Origin of the sequence: Pseudomonas sp. NFPP12, from assembly GCF_900103205.1 — a bacterium.
In the GTDB taxonomy this organism is placed as follows: Bacteria; Pseudomonadota; Gammaproteobacteria; order Pseudomonadales; family Pseudomonadaceae; genus Aquipseudomonas; species Aquipseudomonas protegens.
The window spans coordinates 19329-36861 of record NZ_FMWW01000012.1 but is presented as its reverse complement, the minus strand read 5'-3'; the positions used below and the strand labels follow the sequence as shown (position 1 = coordinate 36861).

The 17533-nt window shown below is 60.0% G+C and carries 17 protein-coding genes; 4 read left to right on the top strand and 13 right to left on the bottom strand.

The features are described 5' to 3' along the window. Positions 1-327 precede the first annotated feature (327 nt). The 9 genes from msrQ to mrcB form a co-directional block, all read right to left on the bottom strand. On the bottom strand, positions 328-948 hold the full coding sequence (msrQ, locus tag BLS75_RS31600; protein WP_072453171.1) for a protein-methionine-sulfoxide reductase heme-binding subunit MsrQ: 621 nt from the start codon (positions 946-948) through the stop codon (positions 328-330). Then, positions 948-1961, bottom strand: a complete 1014-nt coding sequence (msrP, locus tag BLS75_RS31595) for a protein-methionine-sulfoxide reductase catalytic subunit MsrP (protein WP_072453169.1) — start codon at positions 1959-1961, stop codon at positions 948-950. Before msrP ends, msrQ begins: the two co-directional genes overlap by 1 nt. A gap of 63 nt (positions 1962-2024) precedes the next feature. Further along, entirely contained in the window at positions 2025-2882 is an 858-nt protein-coding gene (gene pssA, locus BLS75_RS31590; RefSeq protein WP_011063487.1) for a CDP-diacylglycerol--serine O-phosphatidyltransferase, read from the bottom strand. A 146-nt stretch (positions 2883-3028) separates the two neighbouring features. Beyond that, complete coding sequence (gene ilvC / locus BLS75_RS31585) at positions 3029-4045, bottom strand: ketol-acid reductoisomerase (protein ID WP_007959661.1); 1017 nt, start codon at positions 4043-4045, stop codon at positions 3029-3031. Positions 4046-4090: 45 nt separating this feature from the next. After that, positions 4091-4582, bottom strand: a complete 492-nt coding sequence (ilvN, locus tag BLS75_RS31580; protein ID WP_011063488.1) for an acetolactate synthase small subunit — start codon at positions 4580-4582, stop codon at positions 4091-4093. Between the two features lie 2 nt (positions 4583-4584). Then, on the bottom strand, positions 4585-6309 hold the full coding sequence (locus BLS75_RS31575) for an acetolactate synthase 3 large subunit (protein ID WP_026019946.1): 1725 nt from the start codon (positions 6307-6309) through the stop codon (positions 4585-4587). 582 nt (positions 6310-6891) lie between these two features. Then, positions 6892-7227: a YqcC family protein gene (locus BLS75_RS31570; protein WP_011063490.1), complete on the bottom strand. Its 336-nt coding sequence runs from the start codon at positions 7225-7227 to the stop codon at positions 6892-6894. Then, the gene (locus BLS75_RS31565) at positions 7227-7973 is read right to left on the bottom strand and encodes a tetratricopeptide repeat protein (RefSeq protein ID WP_072453167.1); all 747 of its coding nucleotides are present in this window, start codon (positions 7971-7973) and stop codon (positions 7227-7229) included. The genes BLS75_RS31570 and BLS75_RS31565 overlap by 1 nt, the downstream gene beginning before the upstream one ends. A 16-nt stretch (positions 7974-7989) precedes the next feature. Then, positions 7990-10314 carry a penicillin-binding protein 1B gene (gene mrcB / locus BLS75_RS31560; protein WP_072453164.1) on the bottom strand — a complete coding sequence of 775 codons (2325 nt, stop codon included), beginning with the start codon at positions 10312-10314 and terminating at the stop codon, positions 7990-7992. A gap of 115 nt (positions 10315-10429) precedes the next feature. Here mrcB and BLS75_RS31555 point away from each other — a divergent pair, with 115 nt between their 5' ends. The 4 genes from BLS75_RS31555 (at position 10430) to BLS75_RS31540 (ending at position 13738) form a co-directional block, all read left to right on the top strand. After that, a complete protein-coding gene (locus BLS75_RS31555) occupies positions 10430-11986 on the top strand; it encodes a bifunctional aminoglycoside phosphotransferase/ATP-binding protein (RefSeq protein WP_072453162.1) in 1557 nt (518 codons plus the stop codon). 93 nt (positions 11987-12079) lie between these two features. After that, positions 12080-12424 carry a pentapeptide repeat-containing protein gene (locus tag BLS75_RS31550; RefSeq protein WP_011063494.1) on the top strand — a complete coding sequence of 115 codons (345 nt, stop codon included), beginning with the start codon at positions 12080-12082 and terminating at the stop codon, positions 12422-12424. 227 nt (positions 12425-12651) lie between these two features. Further along, positions 12652-12924 carry a TfoX/Sxy family protein gene (locus tag BLS75_RS31545; RefSeq protein ID WP_011063495.1) on the top strand — a complete coding sequence of 91 codons (273 nt, stop codon included), beginning with the start codon at positions 12652-12654 and terminating at the stop codon, positions 12922-12924. Positions 12925-12937: 13 nt separating this feature from the next. After that, positions 12938-13738, top strand: coding sequence for a Crp/Fnr family transcriptional regulator (locus BLS75_RS31540; protein ID WP_011063496.1), 801 nt, complete (start codon positions 12938-12940; stop codon positions 13736-13738). Positions 13739-13971: 233 nt separating this feature from the next. Here the strand turns inward: BLS75_RS31540 and BLS75_RS31535 are convergent, their stop codons facing one another. Genes BLS75_RS31535 through BLS75_RS31520 form a run of 4 tightly spaced genes read right to left on the bottom strand, consistent with a single transcriptional unit; the run spans position 13972 to position 17533 of the window. Continuing rightward, complete coding sequence (locus BLS75_RS31535) at positions 13972-14835, bottom strand: ChaN family lipoprotein (protein WP_072453160.1); 864 nt, start codon at positions 14833-14835, stop codon at positions 13972-13974. Between the two features lie 21 nt (positions 14836-14856). Further along, positions 14857-15624 (bottom strand): heme ABC transporter ATP-binding protein, encoded by a 768-nt coding sequence (locus tag BLS75_RS31530; RefSeq protein ID WP_011063498.1) that lies wholly within the window; start codon positions 15622-15624, stop codon positions 14857-14859. After that, positions 15624-16661 (bottom strand): FecCD family ABC transporter permease, encoded by a 1038-nt coding sequence (locus BLS75_RS31525; protein WP_011063499.1) that lies wholly within the window; start codon positions 16659-16661, stop codon positions 15624-15626. Before BLS75_RS31525 ends, BLS75_RS31530 begins: the two co-directional genes overlap by 1 nt. Further along, positions 16658-17533, bottom strand: coding sequence for a heme/hemin ABC transporter substrate-binding protein (locus tag BLS75_RS31520; RefSeq protein WP_072453157.1), 876 nt, complete (start codon positions 17531-17533; stop codon positions 16658-16660). Before BLS75_RS31520 ends, BLS75_RS31525 begins: the two co-directional genes overlap by 4 nt.

The following is a 17533-nucleotide window of genomic DNA, read 5'->3' as shown; positions in this document are numbered from 1 at the left end:
GCTGTCAAGTGATTTTTTTAAGAAGTTTTCAAAGTTTCCTTTTTAACTTCAACCACTTGCGCTTCCGATCTCTCGTTAGCGGGAGGCGAATTCTACAGCGTTACACGCTGCTGTCAACACCTCTTTTCAACCGCTTTCGACCGAGAGGATCGAATCGTTAATAAGGCGAAAACTGACTGCCTTACCAACTGCTTCCGGCTTCGATGAACTGAAGCGTAACCGCTATCGAAAACTGCGTAACTCGTTGAATCTCAAGGAGTTTTCCGTTTCGACTGCGCCGGAAGTGGGGCGAATTATAGACCTGTAGAATCTGCCGTCAAGGGTTAATTACGATTTTGTTGCAGAAGATGCTTTTTTAGCGATTAGGCGCGGAATCCGGCGCATTACAGGAGGAACACGCAGCAGCAACAACAGCCCCCCTATAGAAGCGTAGACCGACCACTCCTTCAGGTCCGCCCGGACAATCCATAGCATATGCAGCAGCCCCAGCCCCAGGATGAGATAAACCAGGCGATGCAGCCTCTTCCAACGCGCGCCCAAGCGACGCTGGCTATAACGATTGGACGTCACAGCCAATAACAACAGAAAGAGGAACCCCAGGCTTCCGACAAAGATATAGGGTCGCTTGCGCAACTCAACTCCCAGCTGCGACCAGTCCAACCCCAAAATGAATACCCCATAAGCACTCAGGTGCAACACTACATAAGCGAAGCACCACAACCCCAATTGTCGGCGCACAGCGATCCAGCCCGACCACCCCGTGAGTTTTTGCAAAGGAGTCATGCCCAAGGTGATCAACAACAGCACCAGCGTGCCCAACCCCAGGCGATCAACCAGCACCTTGCCCGGGTCCGGCCCCAGGACCGAAGCCCAGGCTTCATACAGCCAATACAGCGGCCAGATAGCCGCAGCGATAAAGACACCGATACGCCAGAACGAATAACGCATCAATAGTTCATCCGCAGATCCATGCCGCTATATAAAGAAGCGACTTCATCCGAGTAACCGTTGAACATCTGGGTTTCCCGCACATTGGGACTGAACAGACTGCTGGGTAGACGCCGCTCCCGGGCCTGGGTCCAGCGCGGATGATCAACCGTTGGATTCACATTCGCGTAAAAACCATATTCGTTGGCCGCAATGCTCTGCCAGGTAGTCTTGGGCTGCTCGCTGACCAGGCTGATGCGCACAATCGACTTCACACTTTTGAAGCCATATTTCCAAGGCACTACAAGGCGCAGCGGCGCACCATTCTGGTTAGGCAGTTCACGCCCGTACATCCCCACCGCAAGAATCGCCAATGGATTCATCGCCTCATCAAGACGCAATCCCTCGACATAGGGCCAGTCGATCAAGGCAAAGCCGGAGCGCTGGCCCGGCATACTCTTGGGATCCTGCAACGTTTCAAAGCGAATGAACTTGGCGCTGCTGGTGGGCTCCACCTGCTTGAGCAAGGCAGAGATTGGAAAACCTATCCAGGGAATCACCATCGACCAGGCCTCTACGCAACGCAGTCGATAAATACGCTCCTCCAGCAAGTAGGGCTTCATGAAATCTTCCAGGGCGTAGCGGCCTGGCTTAGCCACCTCACCATCCACAACCACACTCCACGGCTGAGTCTTGAGCGCACCTGCGTTGGCCGCCGGGTCCCCCTTGTCAGTGCCGAATTCGTAGAAGTTGTTGTAGTGAGTCGCGTCCTTGAAAGGCGTGATCGCCTCATCCCTGACGGTTACTGCTTGCCACCGAGTGGTAGACAGCTTGTCGGAGAACCACGCGGGAGCCTGACCCGGCTCAACATCGGCATAACGCGACGCGTCCTGTGCTGCTGCCCATCGCGGCAAGCTGGCAAACGCCATGCCCGCAACCGCACCACTGAGCAGGCTGCGTCGAGAGAGGTAAAGAGATTCGGGCGTAACCTGCGACTCATTGCAGTCGGACGACTTGGGGAATTTGAATAACATGGCAACTCCGCAGTATTGGAGGACAGATGTACCAATAGACTGCGGAGTATGGGGGAAATTACATCACTCGACGCTTTTGCGACGACGCAGGTGCAACAGATACTGGATAGGGCCCGACGCCGCATAGGCGAGGAACACCAAAAGCAGAATGCGCGGCGGATCGCTGAACACCACTGCAAACACCAGTACCACCGCCAGGATCGCCACAAAAGGTACACGCCCTTTCAGGTCCAGGTCCTTGAAGCTGTTGTACTTGATGTTACTGACCATCAGCATGCCTGCGGCGGCCACCATCAACGCCACCAGGAACGACATCTTCGACCCCTGGATCCCGTAGTCGCTGAAGGCCCAGACGATACCAGCCACCACACCCGCCGCTGCCGGGCTGGCAAGGCCGATGAAATAACGCTTGTCGGCAGTACCGACTTGAGTATTGAAACGCGCCAGACGCAAGGCCGCGCCTGCCACATAGATGAAGGCGACCATCCAGCCGACCTTGCCCATATCACCCAGGGCCCAGCCAAAGGCCAACAACGCCGGCGCTACGCCGAATGCAACCATATCGGACAGTGAGTCGTATTCAGCGCCAAAAGCACTCTGTGTGTTGGTCATGCGGGCAACACGCCCATCCAGGCCATCGAGCACCATGGCCACGAAAATGGCGATCGCGGCAAAGGCAAAGTACTTGCTCGCCCCGGCCGCATCTCCGGCGCTCATTGCACTCTGGGCACTCATAGAGCTAATGATGGAATAGAACCCCGCGAACAGGTTCGCAGTGGTGAACAGATTCGGCAGAAGATAGATACCACGATGCCGGACTTTACGGCCTTCAGCGTCATGCCCTTCTTCGACATGCTCATCGATCGGTAGCAGGCTTTCGGCGTCAGAGGCCTGGTTTGGCTCTTCGGGACGTTCGCTCATGGACATTACCTTGCAACGGTGTGAAAAGTTTCGACAGATACCCAGGGCCGCGATTCGGCCACAAAGGATCCAGCTTTATACCAGAACCTATCCGTGCAAACGAAAAAACGCGGCCTAGGCCGCGTTTTCCCTGACAAGACTCGAACTTAGTTCTTGGCTTTGTCGACGATTTTGTTGGCACCGATCCAAGGCATCATCGAGCGCAGTTGCTCGCCGATGATTTCGATACCGTGAGCGGCGTTGTTACGACGCTTGGCGGTCATCGATGGGTAGCCGGTAGCGCCCTCGCTGATGAACATCTTCGCGTATTCGCCGTCCTGGATGCGCTTCAGAGCATTGCGCATGGCCTGACGGGATTCGGCGTTGATGACTTCTGGACCAGTCACGTACTCGCCGTACTCAGCGTTGTTGGAGATCGAGTAGTTCATGTTGGCGATACCGCCTTCGTACATGAGGTCAACGATCAGCTTCAGTTCGTGCAGGCACTCGAAGTAGGCCATTTCTGGAGCGTAGCCAGCTTCAACCAGGGTTTCGAAACCGGCTTTGACCAGCTCGACGGTACCGCCACACAGAACAGCCTGCTCACCGAACAGGTCGGTTTCAGTCTCGTCCTTGAAGGTGGTTTCGATGATGCCGGTACGGCCGCCGCCCACGCCTGCGGCGTAGGACAGGGCAACGTTCTTGGCGTTGCCGGAAGCGTCCTGGTAGATCGCGATCAGGTCAGGAATACCACCGCCCTTGACGAACTCGGAACGTACGGTGTGGCCTGGAGCCTTCGGCGCGATCATGATCACGTCGAGGTCGGCACGAGGCACAACCTGGTTGTAGTGGATCGCGAAGCCGTGGGAGAAGGCCAGAGTGGCGCCCTTCTTGATGTTCGGCTCGATTTCGTTCTTGTACAGCTGGGACTGGAACTCGTCCGGGGTCAGGATCATGACCAGGTCGGCACCGGCAACGGCTGCAGCAACGTCGGTCACTTTCAGGCCGTGGGCTTCAGCCTTGGCAACGGTAGCCGAGCCTTTACGCAGGCCGACAGTCACGTCTACGCCGGAATCCTTCAGGTTGCATGCTTGAGCGTGGCCCTGGGAACCGTAGCCGATGATGGCAACTTTCTTACCCTGGATGATCGACAGGTCGCAGTCTTTATCGTAGAAAACTTTCATGAATTTCCCCTATATCAGGCCGTTCCGGCCATTCGCTAATTTGAGTTAGATGCTCAGTACTTTGTCGCCACGGGCAATCCCGGTGACACCACTGCGTACGGTTTCCAGAATCGATGCGGTGCCGATCGATTGAATAAAGCTGTCGAGCTTGTCGCTGGTACCGGTCAGTTGAACGGTATACACGCTGGCGCTGACATCAACGATCTGCCCACGGTAAATATCGGTGGTGCGCTTAACCTCGGCGCGCTGGGCGCCAGTGGCCTTGATCTTGACCAGCATCAGCTCACGCTCGATGTGCGCGCTTTCCGACAGGTCTACCAGCTTCACCACCTCAACCAGCTTGTTCAGGTTCTTGGTGATCTGCTCGATGATCTCGTCATGGCCAACGGTGGTCAGGGTCAGACGCGACAGAGTCGGGTCTTCAGTCGGCGCCACCGTCAGACTTTCGATGTTGTAGTTGCGTTGCGAGAACAGACCTACAACACGAGACAGAGCACCCGGTTCGTTTTCCAGAAGCAAGGAAATAATGTGCCGCATGATTAAGTACGCTCCGTCTTGCTCAGCCACATATCGCGCATGGAGCCGTCTTTGATCTGCATCGGATAGACGTGCTCGCTGGTGTCGACCTGAATATCGAGGAACACCAGGCGATCCTTCATGGCGAACGCTTCTTCCATCTTCGGCTTCAGATCCTTCAGATCCGTGATACGCATGCCCACGTGACCATAGGCTTCGACCAGCTTGACGAAGTCAGGCAGCGATTCCATGTAGGAGTGCGAATGACGGCTGCCGTAGCTCATGTCCTGCCACTGGCGCACCATCCCCAGCACACCATTGTTCAGGTTGATGATCTTGACCGGCAGATCGTACTGCAGGCAGGTCGACAGCTCCTGGATGTTCATCTGGATACTGCCTTCACCGGTGACGCAGGCGACATCATTATCCGGAAAGCTCAATTTCACGCCCATGGCCGCCGGGAAACCGAAGCCCATGGTGCCCAGGCCACCGGAGTTGATCCAGCGGTTGGGTTTGTTGAACCGGTAGTACTGCGCCGCGAACATCTGGTGCTGCCCCACGTCGGAGGTCACATAGGCATCGCCCTTGGTGACTTCGCACAGGGTTTCGATCACGGTCTGTGGCTTGATGATGCTGCCGTCGCCCTTGTCGTACGGGAAAAGGCCGCGATCGCCACGCCATTCCTCGATCTGCTTCCACCAACTGGCGACCGTCTCCTTGTTCGGGGTATCGCCGATTTCCTTGAGTGCCGCGACCATTTCGGTCAGGACGCTCTCCACTGGACCGACGATAGGCACATCGGCCTTGATGGTCTTGGAGATGGAAGCCGGGTCGATATCGACATGGATGATCTTGGCATTCGGGCAGAACTTCGGCGCACCGTTGATCACCCGGTCATCGAAGCGCGCGCCCACGGCCAGGATCACGTCGGCATGGTGCATGGTCAGGTTGGCGGTGTAGCTGCCATGCATGCCGAGCATGCCCACGAACTGCCGGTCAGTGCCCGGATAGGCGCCCAGGCCCATCAAGGTATTGGTCACTGGCAGATTGAGCATCTTGGCCAGTTCGGTCAGCGGTGCGGAACCGCCGCCGAGAATCACGCCGCCGCCTGCATAAAGCACAGGGCGCTTGGCCGCCAGGAGCATTTCTGCCGCCTTGCGGATTTGCCCGGAGTGACCGCGAACAGCTGGGCTGTAGGAGCGCAGCTTGGCTTTCTTGGGGAAAACGTATTCGAACTTTTCAGCCGGGTTGGTCATGTCCTTGGGGATATCGACCACCACCGGACCAGGACGACCGGATTGCGCCAGGTAGAAGGCTTTCTTCATGACTTCCGGGATTTCCGAAGCGTGCTTGATCATGAAGCTGTGCTTCACGATCGGCCGGGAGATACCGATCATGTCGGTTTCCTGGAACGCGTCGGTGCCCACCATGGTGCTGGGCACCTGGCCGGAAATGATCACCATGGGAATCGAGTCCATATAGGCGGTGGCAATACCGGTAATGGCATTGGTCGCGCCCGGGCCGGAGGTCACCAGTACCACGCCGGCTTTACCGGTGGCACGGGCATAGCCGTCAGCCATATGGGTCGCCGCTTGTTCGTGACGAACCAGGATATGGGTCACTTCCGGTTCTTTGAACAGGGCATCGTAAACATGAAGGAGAGCACCACCCGGGTACCCGTAGATATATTTGACGCCTTCGTCACGCAAAAAGCGGACGAGCATCTCACCGCCAGATAAAAGCTCCACGTTGTTCACCTCTAAAACGCCAGAATACCGCCCTCAAAAGGGAGCGGGTCTTAATAGGTTTACTTCTCAGCAGAGCATGAGCGACGGTGGTCGCCGACTACGTCAGCACTGACTGAGCAAGTATTGGGAGCGCCCCAAAGTGTTGCGGGGTTTTCCCACCCAGCGCGAGGTAACGCGTTGCGGGTGTAGCACTTCGGCGCGGATGTGCGCCTCATGATCTGCTGAGTGGGTCTGCTTCTGGCAGTCCCTCTACAGCGGACTTTGGATTCTTCTGTTTCGTCCTCTTCAAGTCAAGTCGTCTATGTGGTTAATTCGAACTAAGCGCATGAGAACGCAAGAAAAAACCCAAAAACGACTGCTGTCTGCGCTTCAATTGCGCAATCTTCAGCAAGCAACTCAGAAATGCGAACCCGGACTTTGGGCGAAACCCTATTGCCAGAGAGCCGAGAGGAACGTCATGCACTGCAACAACAGCAATGCACGGACAGACATGACCCCTCCGAAGTTGTCACCTCGGGAGAGCGAGACTGAAGTGGGCAGCATGGAGGGAGGCGACTGCCAGGTATACCTGGCAGTCGTGTTTCAGCGAGTAGCAACGATGAGCTGATCAAACTCTTTGAGCAGAACTCGCAACTGCTGGTCGCGCCCCTGCATCGGGCGAGTGGAGAACACCATCTCGGCCATTTCCTGAATACCTGACGCATTGGGCAGCGGCAAATCCTGCTCCAGAATCATCTTCATACGGGGCAGAAAGATCCACTGCAGCCATTGCTCGAATTCCAGAGTATCCACGGCAAAGGGCTGAGTGCTGGCCAGTGCCTCGGCGCTGGGCACAGCGTCGTCCCACAGGCCCTGCACACGCAACTCACGCTCGATCAGCAGCAACTGTTCGGCGATCCTGGGAAAGCGCCCATCCATCACAGCGAAACCCGAGCTTTCTGGCGCGCCTGCGCTGCACCTGCGGCATCACCCTGCTTCTCACGCGCCTGGGCAATCAGCTCCCACAGGCTTGCCTGGAGATCAGGGCGGCCGTTGGCAAAGCTCAGCCCACGGCGAGCGAACTGCTCGGCCTGGGGCGCATCCCCCTGGGCCATGCGTACCTGAGCCAGGCGATACAGCACCTGCGGCTCGCGTGGCGCAACACGCTGCGCTCGCTCGAGGCTGGAGGAAGCACCGTTCAAGTCACCACTGGACTGCTGTTGTTGCGCAGTGGTCAGCAACGCCAGCACCGGGCCATCCAGTTGCTCATCGGCCGACAGACCACCGGCCCGGGCCGAAGGGATGCCACTGGGCGTAGAAGGCATGTTGTAAGTGCCCTGGCTGATCGGTGCCGACTGATAACCGGAGCCGTCCACCGGCCCCGGGGTAATAGGCCCTGAAGTGACCGGCCCCGGAGTAATGGGCGAACTGCTGATCGGCGCCGAGGCCGTAGCGCCGCCGCCCGGAACCATTACCACTACGCCGGAATCTTCCGGAATCGCCTGTGCCTGAGCCTGCGCCGGGCGCTTGATGGTCGTCTGGCGAAAGCCTCCGGAAGCGGAAATCCGCTCGCTGTTGGACACGGCAGTGCCGGAATCCACGACGGGAATAGAGCCGCGCTGCACACTGGCGCAACCGTTGAGCAACGCCAGAGCTGTAATAGCTGGAACCCACCACTTGTTCACGTCAAACCCTCATCGCTTAGTTCATCCAGCCCTTGACCCAGTCCATCACCGAGTCGCCGCCTGCCGGGGTTTCTCCCCCACAGGAAGCACCGGGAGGCGGTTCGCTGCCGCGAATATACGGCATCTGCACAGCCCCCGGACAGTTGGCATCGGAGCCCTGCCCGGTACGCGAATCGACCCAGGCCTGAACCACGTTGTCCGGCTGCGGCATATCCAGCGGCAGCGGGTCGGCCTTGCGCATGAAACTGGTCCACACCTGCAAGGCACCGGTAGCACCGGTAAACGGCGTCTTGCCGTTATCGTCGCGACCCAGCCAGACCACGGCTAGCAGGTCCTGGCTGAAACCGGCGAACCAGCTGTCACGGGAATCGTTACTGGTACCGGTCTTGCCCGCCAACGCTAGAGTCTTGGGCAAAACGTTGTACACCGAGCTGCCGGTGCCTTCGCGCATCACCCGCTGCATTGCGCTTTGAATCAGATAGATCGAGCCGGCATCAAAGCGCTGCTGAATCTGGAACGGATAGCGCTTGAGCGGCTCGCCTTCCGCTGTCAACACGCTGCGAATCCCGCGCATCGGCGTATTGAAGCCGCCATTGGCCAGCGTCTGGTACATGGTCGCCACTTCCATCGGGCTCATGCCCCCTGCCCCCAGCAGCATCGATGGGAAGGCCGGGAACTCGCGGGTCACCCCCAGGCGCCCAAGGGTCTTCAGGACATTGGGCACACCCACTTCCAAGCCGAGCCGTGCGGTAGACAAGTTGTAGGAGTGAGCCAGGCCCTGGTACAGGAACACCGTACCGTGGGAGCGCCGGTCATAGTTCTGCGGCTTCCACACCTGGCCGTCTGCACCTTTTACCGAGAACGCCTCATCCGACAGCCAACTGGTCAGGGTGTACTGGCTGGGCTTTTCCAGGGCGGTCAGGTAGACCGCCGGCTTGATCAACGAGCCCACCGGGCGCACCGCATCCAAGGCCCGGTTGAAACCGGCAAAGCTGGCCTGACGACTGCCGATCATGGCCTGGACCTCACCGGTTTCCGGGTTGGTCACCACCATCGCCGCCTCGACGTCTTCCGAGCCCTTGCGCCCGGCCAGGCGCTTGAAGGTGTCGTTGACCGAGGCTTCGGCCTTCATCTGCAGGATCGGATCGAAACTGGTGAAGATCCGCAGGCCTTCTTCAGTCAAGTCTTCATCACGGTAGTCTTCACGCAACTGACGCTTGACCAGGTCGAGGAAACCGGGGAAGGAACTGTCCGCCAGGCTGCCGCGCTTGGTTACGCCCAGCGGCATCTTCTTCGCCGCCTCCACCTGTTCCGGGGTAGCTACGCCCTGCTGTGCCAGCAGATCGAGCACCAGGTTACGCCGCTCCAGGGCACGTTCCGGGTAGCGCCGCGGGTTGTAATAGGAAGGTCCTTTGACCATCCCGACCAACAGCGCCACCTGGTGCAACTTGAGTTCGGACAGGGGCTGGCTGAAGAAGAACTGGCTGGCCAGACCGAAACCGTGCACCGCACGCTGACCGTCCTGGCCGACGAAGACCTCGTTGAGGTAGGCCTCGAGAATTTCGCGCTTGTCGTAATGCAGCTCCAGCAACAACGCCATCATCGCTTCATTGAGCTTGCGCGACAGGCTGCGCTCGTTGGTCAGGAAGAAGTTTTTCACCAACTGCTGGGTCAGGGTACTACCGCCCTGGCGCATCTGGCCGGACGAAGTGTTGACCCAGATCGCACGGGCAATCGACTTGGGCGACACCCCGTGGTGTGAATAAAAGTCGCGGTCTTCCACCGCCACCAGCGTTTCCAGCAGATACGGCGGAACCTGATCGATCTTGATCAGGATCCGGTCTTCGAGGTTCTTCGGGTACAGGCCGCCGATCAGCAATGGCTCCAGGCGCACCACCGCGAGCTTGGCCCCCTTGCTGCCGGAAAGTTCCGCCACGTAATCACCGGAGAAGCGCACGCGCACCGGCTGAGCCTGCTCCAGCCCTTCATAGAACTGGAAGCCGCGGGTGTTTAGGTCCACGGTATTGCCATTGACCGAGGCTGCGCCCGGGCCGTTGGCGACACTTTCACGGCGATAGCCCAGAGCGTCGAGTTCCGTGAGGAAATCGTCCTTGCTGAGCTTTTGTCCGACGAACAGCTCAAGCGGGCGGGCGTAGACCTTGGCCGGAATGGTCCAGCGCTTGCCGGAGAACTTTTCCTGGACCACGGCATCGAGGTAAACCGCAAAGCCGGCGAGCACCACCAAACCGACCAGACTGAGCTTGAGGGCCCAGCCCAGCCAGGGGCGCAGGCCACCAGACGGCGTTTTTTTAGCAGAACGAGGGGATCGGGTACGAGTCATGGCGGCGGATTATACGCACTTTATTCATCGTCAACATGCGCCACCCGAGGTTTGCCTTAGTGCGCTCAGCGGCCATAATGACGCCCTCGATTTTCCCGACTCTGAAGGATCGCCTGTGAGCCAGTCACTGATCGCTGCCCTGCAAAACCCCGCCTTGTTTCCTCATCCCGTAGAAGGGTTTCAGGTCATCGAAACCCACATCTCCTGGGTTCTGCTCACCGGCCCCTTTGCCTATAAAGTGAAGAAGCCGGTCAATTTCGGCTTCCTCGACTTCACCAGCCTGGACGCCCGCGAGCACTTCTGCGGCGAAGAGCTGCGCCTGAACCAGCGCCTGACCGAGGACCTGTACCTGGAAGTCCTGCCGATCACCGGTAGCGCCGAAGCCCCGGTACTGGGCGGCGATGGTCCGGCTATCGAATACGTACTGAAAATGCGTCAGTTCCCGCAAAGCCAGTTGCTCAGCACCTTGCAGGCCAACAGCGAACTGACCACTGCGCACATCGATGAGATGGCCAGGCAGATCGCCCACTTCCACCTCAACGCGCCCAAGGTTCCAGCTGAGCATGAAGCCGGCACCCCGGAGAGTGTGATGGCTCCGGTGCGCCAGAACTTCGAGCAAATCCGCCCATTCCTCAGCGAGAAAGCCGATCTGCAACAACTTGAAGCCCTGCAAGCCTGGGCCGAAACCAGCTTCGAACGCCTCAAGCCTCTGCTGGCCCAACGCAAGAGCGAAGGTTTCATCCGTGAATGCCATGGCGATATCCACCTGGGCAACGCCACCCTGATCGACGGCAAGGTGGTGATTTTCGACTGCATCGAATTCAACGAACCGTTTCGTTTCACCGACGTCTACGCCGATACCGGCTTCCTCGCCATGGACCTGGAAGACCGCGGCCTGAAGAGCCTGGCGCGACGTTTCATCAGCCAGTACCTGGAACTGACCGGCGACTACCAGGGCCTGGAGCTGCTTAATTTCTACAAGGCCTACCGTGCCCTGGTACGCGCCAAGGTCAGCCTATTCAGCATGCCTGCCGATGCCACGCCGGTGCAGCGCGCCACCACCCTGCGCCAGTACCGCAACTACGCCAATCTGGCGGAGAGCTACAGCACCATTCCATCGCGTTTCCTGGCCATCACCTCAGGCATCTCGGCAGTCGGCAAGAGCAGCGTGGCCATGCGCCTGGTAGAGGCACTGGGCGCCGTTCGCCTGCGCTCCGACGTAGAGCGCAAGCGCCTGTTCGGCGAGCAACAGGTGCCCAACGACCCACACGCGGGCATCTATAGCAGCGAAGCCAGCAGCGCCACCTACGCGCGCCTGCATGAAATCGCCGAAACCATCCTGCGTGCCGGCTACCCGGTAGTGATCGACGCGACCTACCTCAAACGAGCCCAGCGCGATGCCGCGGCCAAAGTGGCCGAGGCCACTGGTACGCCCTGCCTGATCATCGACTGCAACGCCCCTGAGGCAGTGGTTGCCAGTTGGCTGGCCCAGCGCCAGGCCGATCAGAACGATCCATCCGACGCCACTCTGGAAGTGATTGCCAACCAGCAAGCCACTCGTGAAGCACTGACCGACGAAGAGCTGCTGCGCAGCAAGCGCATAGAAACCAACGAAAGCGGCAGCCTGGACGCCCTGGTTGCCAACATTCGCCAACGCCTCCCAGGCCTGTAAACGGTCATTTCAGCCGTGGAGTGGCAAAGACTTCACGGCTGAAAAATAGTGGCACTATACTGGCGTCATAAATCCAACACTGGTGACGTCGCCATGAGCCAACCGAAACTTCTCGACACTCCGCTTTACGCCCTGCTGCATAAAGACGACATCGTCGGCTTCAACCGCGAACGCCCGAAAGACCAACCCATCGACATGCGCGGCGGGGATTTCCGCGGCCTCGACCTGCGGGAACTGAACGCACAAGGCATCGATTTCACTGACGCCTACTTTCGCTCCGCGGACCTGCGCGGGCTGGACTTGAGAAACTCGTCCATGGAAGGCGCCAGCCTCGCCCATGCACAGATTTCCGGCGCCTACTTTCCGGTGGAACTGAGCGCCGACGAGATTCTCATGTCGGTCAATTTCGGCACCCGCCTGCGTTACCGCACTCGCTGACCCCCGCCACCCGTCTTTGTCCGGCGCTCTGTTCAGCGCCGGACCTGGTCCGCTTTCTCGCCTGCACCCCGCCTTTCGCATGGCCTGCCCCCCTTCCCTTCGAGCTTCACCGCTGCTCCCTTAGAAGCATTTGCGCCAAACCCGACCAAAGAACAGCGCGTTTTCTACTGAGCGCTACACTCCTCAGAGGCTGCCCACTCACCATTCGGCCATCGCCAGGAGGCTTAATGAATGATGAACTGCAACACCTGAAGAACCTTGGCAAGACATCGGCACAATGGCTGCATGCAGTGGGCATCCATAGCGCTTCCGACTTGCGCCGCCTGGGCGCGGTGGACGCCTACCGGGCCGTGCGGACCCGTGGTTTTCGTGCATCGAAAGTCTTGCTCTATGCCATTGAAGGCGCCCTGATGGACATGCACTGGAACGACCTTCCCGCCGAACGCAAAGAGGCGTTGAACAAGCAACTGGACGCCATTTCCTCTCGTCACAAAAACTGACTGGCAGAGCCAAATGTATCTAATGGGGGAGCAGCCGGCTTACGCCGACGCCTTGATCAACAGACTGCAGAGCATTCCGCCGCAATTGCTGGACGGGCTTGCGCCCAGCGGCCCGACGTTGGAGCTTGGCCCCATCGCTGAGCTGTCCAGCGTATTGCCCGGCGACCAGTTGTTCCTGCTGGCAAGTGGCGTGATCCAGGCCAGTGTCGAAGAGCGGCCACTGTTCTACCTGCATGAAGGCGACCTGGTGGGGCTGCGGCGCGGCATCGAACTCCCGCAGTGGCAACTGCACTGCGATACGCCGCTGCAACTGATTCCCTATCTGAGGACTGAAGTGTTTCGACACATCCAGGCCGACGTACAACGCTCGGAACTGCTCGTACAGTACCTGATCGGCCAGACCGCCCTGCTGTCCGATGCCATTGCCCGTCTCAAGCCGCCAGAGTTGCGCAGCAGCAACGGTTTCAAGCGCGTGGAGGCGGGCGAAAGGCTGATTACCCAGGGGGATGAGGCAGATCATGTGTTTGTAATACTCGAAGGCCATGCACAGGCCTTCGTCGACGGACACAAGGTCGGCGACGTCCCCAAGGACGAGATTTTCGGCGCCATGGCAGTGTTCACCGGAGAAAAACGCAGTGCCAGCGTGATCGCCAGCGAACCCAGCACCATCATGCTGATTCCCAAGGACCAGTTTCTCAGCCTGACCCAGAGCAATCCGCGCATTGCCCACAGCCTGATCGAAAGCATGGCGCGCCGCATCGACCTGTTGAACAAGGAAGTGACCCGGCTCATGACCTTGAACAACCCGAACTGACCCCGGATTCCAGGCAGATCCAAACGGACGTTTGGCAAAATATGCAGAAATCTGAAAAGCCTTGTTGACTTCTAAATGAGAATCGTTATGATTATCACAACTGGTCGCGAGATCAGTCGATAACCTGGAAGACCAGTGGTTCGGACTCTCAGATTATCTCCTCATCAGGCTAATCACGGTTATTTGACCCGGCTCTTGCCGGGTCTTTTTTTGCCCGCAGAAAAGCCCTCCGATCAGGGCCTCAGTTGCGCGCAATAGTCCTTGGCGGGCTGGGGCGGCGTATACCAGACGTAGTCGGCCGATGCCGCGGCAACCTGTTGCCCCTGCTCCGCCAGAATCAACACCACCACCTCCTGGCCTCGGTCCAGATCGGCAAGATGCAGGGGCACGCCAAGATCCTTGCGACCGTGAAACGCCCCGGCCAGCAACAGGGCCGGAGCCGGAGCCGCCAGCAGCTGTTCAGCCATGCGTCGGTCCCGTTGCTGCTGCACCGCCCGCATTGCCGGCACCTGGCTCTCCGGCAGCAAGCCACAGTGCGATTCGCGGATTTGCCCGGCCAATGCCTCGATCACCGACGGTGCGTTGCTCCGTGTGCCGGTCAGGACGGGCGCCCGTGCATAAATGGCACGCACCTCCTGGCGATCCAGATTGGCAGCGAGCAAGGGATAGGGCTGACGCAGGGCAAAACCCACCAGCGGGCCGTAGAGGCTCCAATCCCAGCCTGATTGCCAGGCCAACCTGCCGGGTAGGTCATCAGGCAAACGCCCCCCATCAATGGAGCGTTTTACCCCATCGACTTCTGGCTGCTGATCCGGGTTGAGCATTTCCAGCAACAGGCTGCCCTGTGGCCGCTCCCGGGCCATGGAGCGCAAGAGCCAGAGTTGCAGGGCATGATGATCGGGATTGTCATGCTGCTCGCCAATGATCACTCGGGGGGCCCGTGCCAGGCGCCCTACCAGTTCGACAGGGGTCAGCGCCTTGGCACTGCGCAGCTCAATGATACTGCCGGGCGCCGAAGCCACCGGCGGCGGCAGGATCCCCGGCATGCTGTGACAGGCGGCCAGCAGCATGGCCAGCAACAATGGCAATACGCGCATCAGGTCTCTCCGGGCTTCGCCTCAGCGGGCGATGATCAACGGGTGCCCGCGTTCGGGATGCTCCTGCACCAGAACTTCCAGGCCGAACACCGCCTTCAGGGGCTCAGGCCGCAGTACCGCGGTCGGTGTTCCCAATGAATGCGGGCGGCCGCCTTCAAGCAACAAGACCCGGTCACAATAACGCGCAGCCAGATTCAGGTCATGCAGGATGACCAGCACCGCCGCGCCGCGGTCGGCGAAGGCTCGAATGGCCTGCAAGGTGACGTGCTGGTGCAAGGGGTCGAGTGCAGAAGTCGGCTCATCCAGCAGCAGGTTGTGCCCTGGCTGGCCCGGCCACAGTTGCGCCAGGACCCGCGCCAGATGCACCCGCTGGCGCTCGCCGCCGGACAGCGCGAGATAGCTGCGCCCCGACAGGTGCGCCACATCGGCAGCATTCAAAGCAGCGTTGACGATTTCCTCGTCACGCACGCGCCCGGTCTGATGGGGCAAACGCCCCAGCGCCACCACCTCCTCCACACGAAAGGCGAAATCCAGGCTCGAAGCCTGGGGCAGCACTGCCAGGCGCTGCGCACGCTCGGCGCCCGACCAATGAGCCAGTTCCTGATCATCCAGCAGCACCTGCCCCTGATGAGCCGCCAGTTCACCACTCAAGCCCCCCAAGAGGCTGCTTTTACCTGCACCATTAGGGCCGAGGACTCCCAGCACCTCGCCCGGCAGCAACTGCAGGTCGATGCCAGCCAGGACGTCTTTGCCGCCGCGCCGCACATGCAGGTTCTCGACTCGCAGCATCAGGCACGCCCTCGCAACAACAGGTACAGAAAGAATGGCGCACCGATAAAGGCCGTGACGATACCGATGGGCAACTCGGCAGGCGCCAGCGCCAGGCGCGCCACCAGGTCAGCCAACAGCAGCAGGCTGGCTCCGGCCAGGATCGAGGCCGGGAGCAAGGTTCGGTGATCCGGACCGGACAACAGGCGCACCAGATGCGGCACCACCAGGCCGACAAAACCGATCATTCCCGCCGCCGCCACGGCAGCGCCCACACCCAGCGCGGTGCAGAACACCAGCTCGCGCTTGAGGCCTTCGACATCGATGCCAAGGTGCTTGGCCTCGGACTCGCCCAACAGCAGTGCATTCAACGCCTTGGCCCGGCGCGGCAGCCACAGCGCAACCGCGGCGGTCACCAGCAGCAAGGGCCACAAGCGCTGGTAACTGGCACCATTCAGGCTGCCCAGGTTCCAGAAAGTCAGAGTGCGCAACGTGGCATCGTCCGCCAGATAGGTGAACAACCCCACCGCCGAACTGGCCAGCGCCGTCAGGGCAATCCCCGCCAGCAGCATGGTTGCCACATGGGTCTGCCCGTTGCGCCGCCCCAGGCGATACACCAGCGCCGTCACCCCCAGGCCGCCAAGGAAGGCACACAGGGAGAGCAAATAAGGGCCGACAGCCTCTGGCAGGCCGCCGAACATCGAGCCGCCAACAATGGCGATGGCCGCACCCAATGCTGCACCACTGGAAACCCCCACCAACCCCGGGTCCGCCAGGGGGTTGCGAAACAGCCCCTGCATGGCGACCCCGGACAGCGCCAGAACTCCGCCGACCGCAAGACCGAGCAGAGTCCGGGGCAAGCGAATCTGTCCCAGGATCAGTTCCGCCTGCTCCAGACCCTGCCCGTCGATCGGCAATCCAAGCAGGCGCAAGGCGGCACGCAAGGTATCAAACAAGGGCAGGCTGACAGGGCCCAGGGCCAGGGACAGCCAGATCGCCACAAGACACAGGACACCCAGCCCGATAAACAGTGTTCGAGGCTTGACCAGACGACTCATTGGGCCGGCTTGGCCTGGGGATAAAAGGCGCTGGAGAGGCGTTTCAGGCTATCAGGCAAGCGAGGGCCCAGGCCTCCCACCAGCAAGGTCGGGTCCAGTTCCACAACCCGCCCGGCCTTGGCCGCCGGTGTGGATGCCAGCACCGGGTTCTCCTTGAACAGTGCGGCACGAGCGGCATCGCCGGTCAGGCTGCGATCGGAGAACACCAGCACATCCGGATTCAACCCCGCCAGGGATTCGACCGAGAATGGCTTATAGCCGGTATGAGTCGCCAGGTTGCGCCCACCGGCCTGTTGCAATAGCCAATTCGCGGCGGTGTCCTTGCCGGCGATCAGGGGTTTGCCGCCGGCATGCCCGAGCAACAACAGCACCCCGGGCGCCGCGTGCTGCGCTTGAGCCTGGGCGACCCACGCCTGCTGCTGCCCAAGTTGTTGCTGATAGCCCTGGAACAGTTGCCTGGCCTGCTCTTCTCGGCCCAGCAATAGCCCCAGGTGCTGCAGGGTAGCTTGCAAGGTCGGCAAGTCGGCCTGGGCAGAAAACAGTTCGACCTTGACCCCGGCACTGCGGATCTGCGAAAGCACTGGCGGCGGCCCCATCTCCTCGGTACCCACCAGAATCTGCGGCCGCAGGCTGAGAATGCCTTCGGCCGACAACTGACGCTGATAGCCGATGCTCGGCAGCGCCTTGAGCGACTCCGGGTGCTGGCTGGTGGTATCGACGCCCACCAGCTTGGACTCGGCCCCCAGAGCCGTTATCCACTCGGACAAGGCCCCACCGGCACTGACCCAACGCTGCGGCAACTCATCAGCGGTGGCCCACTGGCTCACCAGCAATCCGGCACAGAACGCAATGGCGCAGGCACTCAGGCGCAT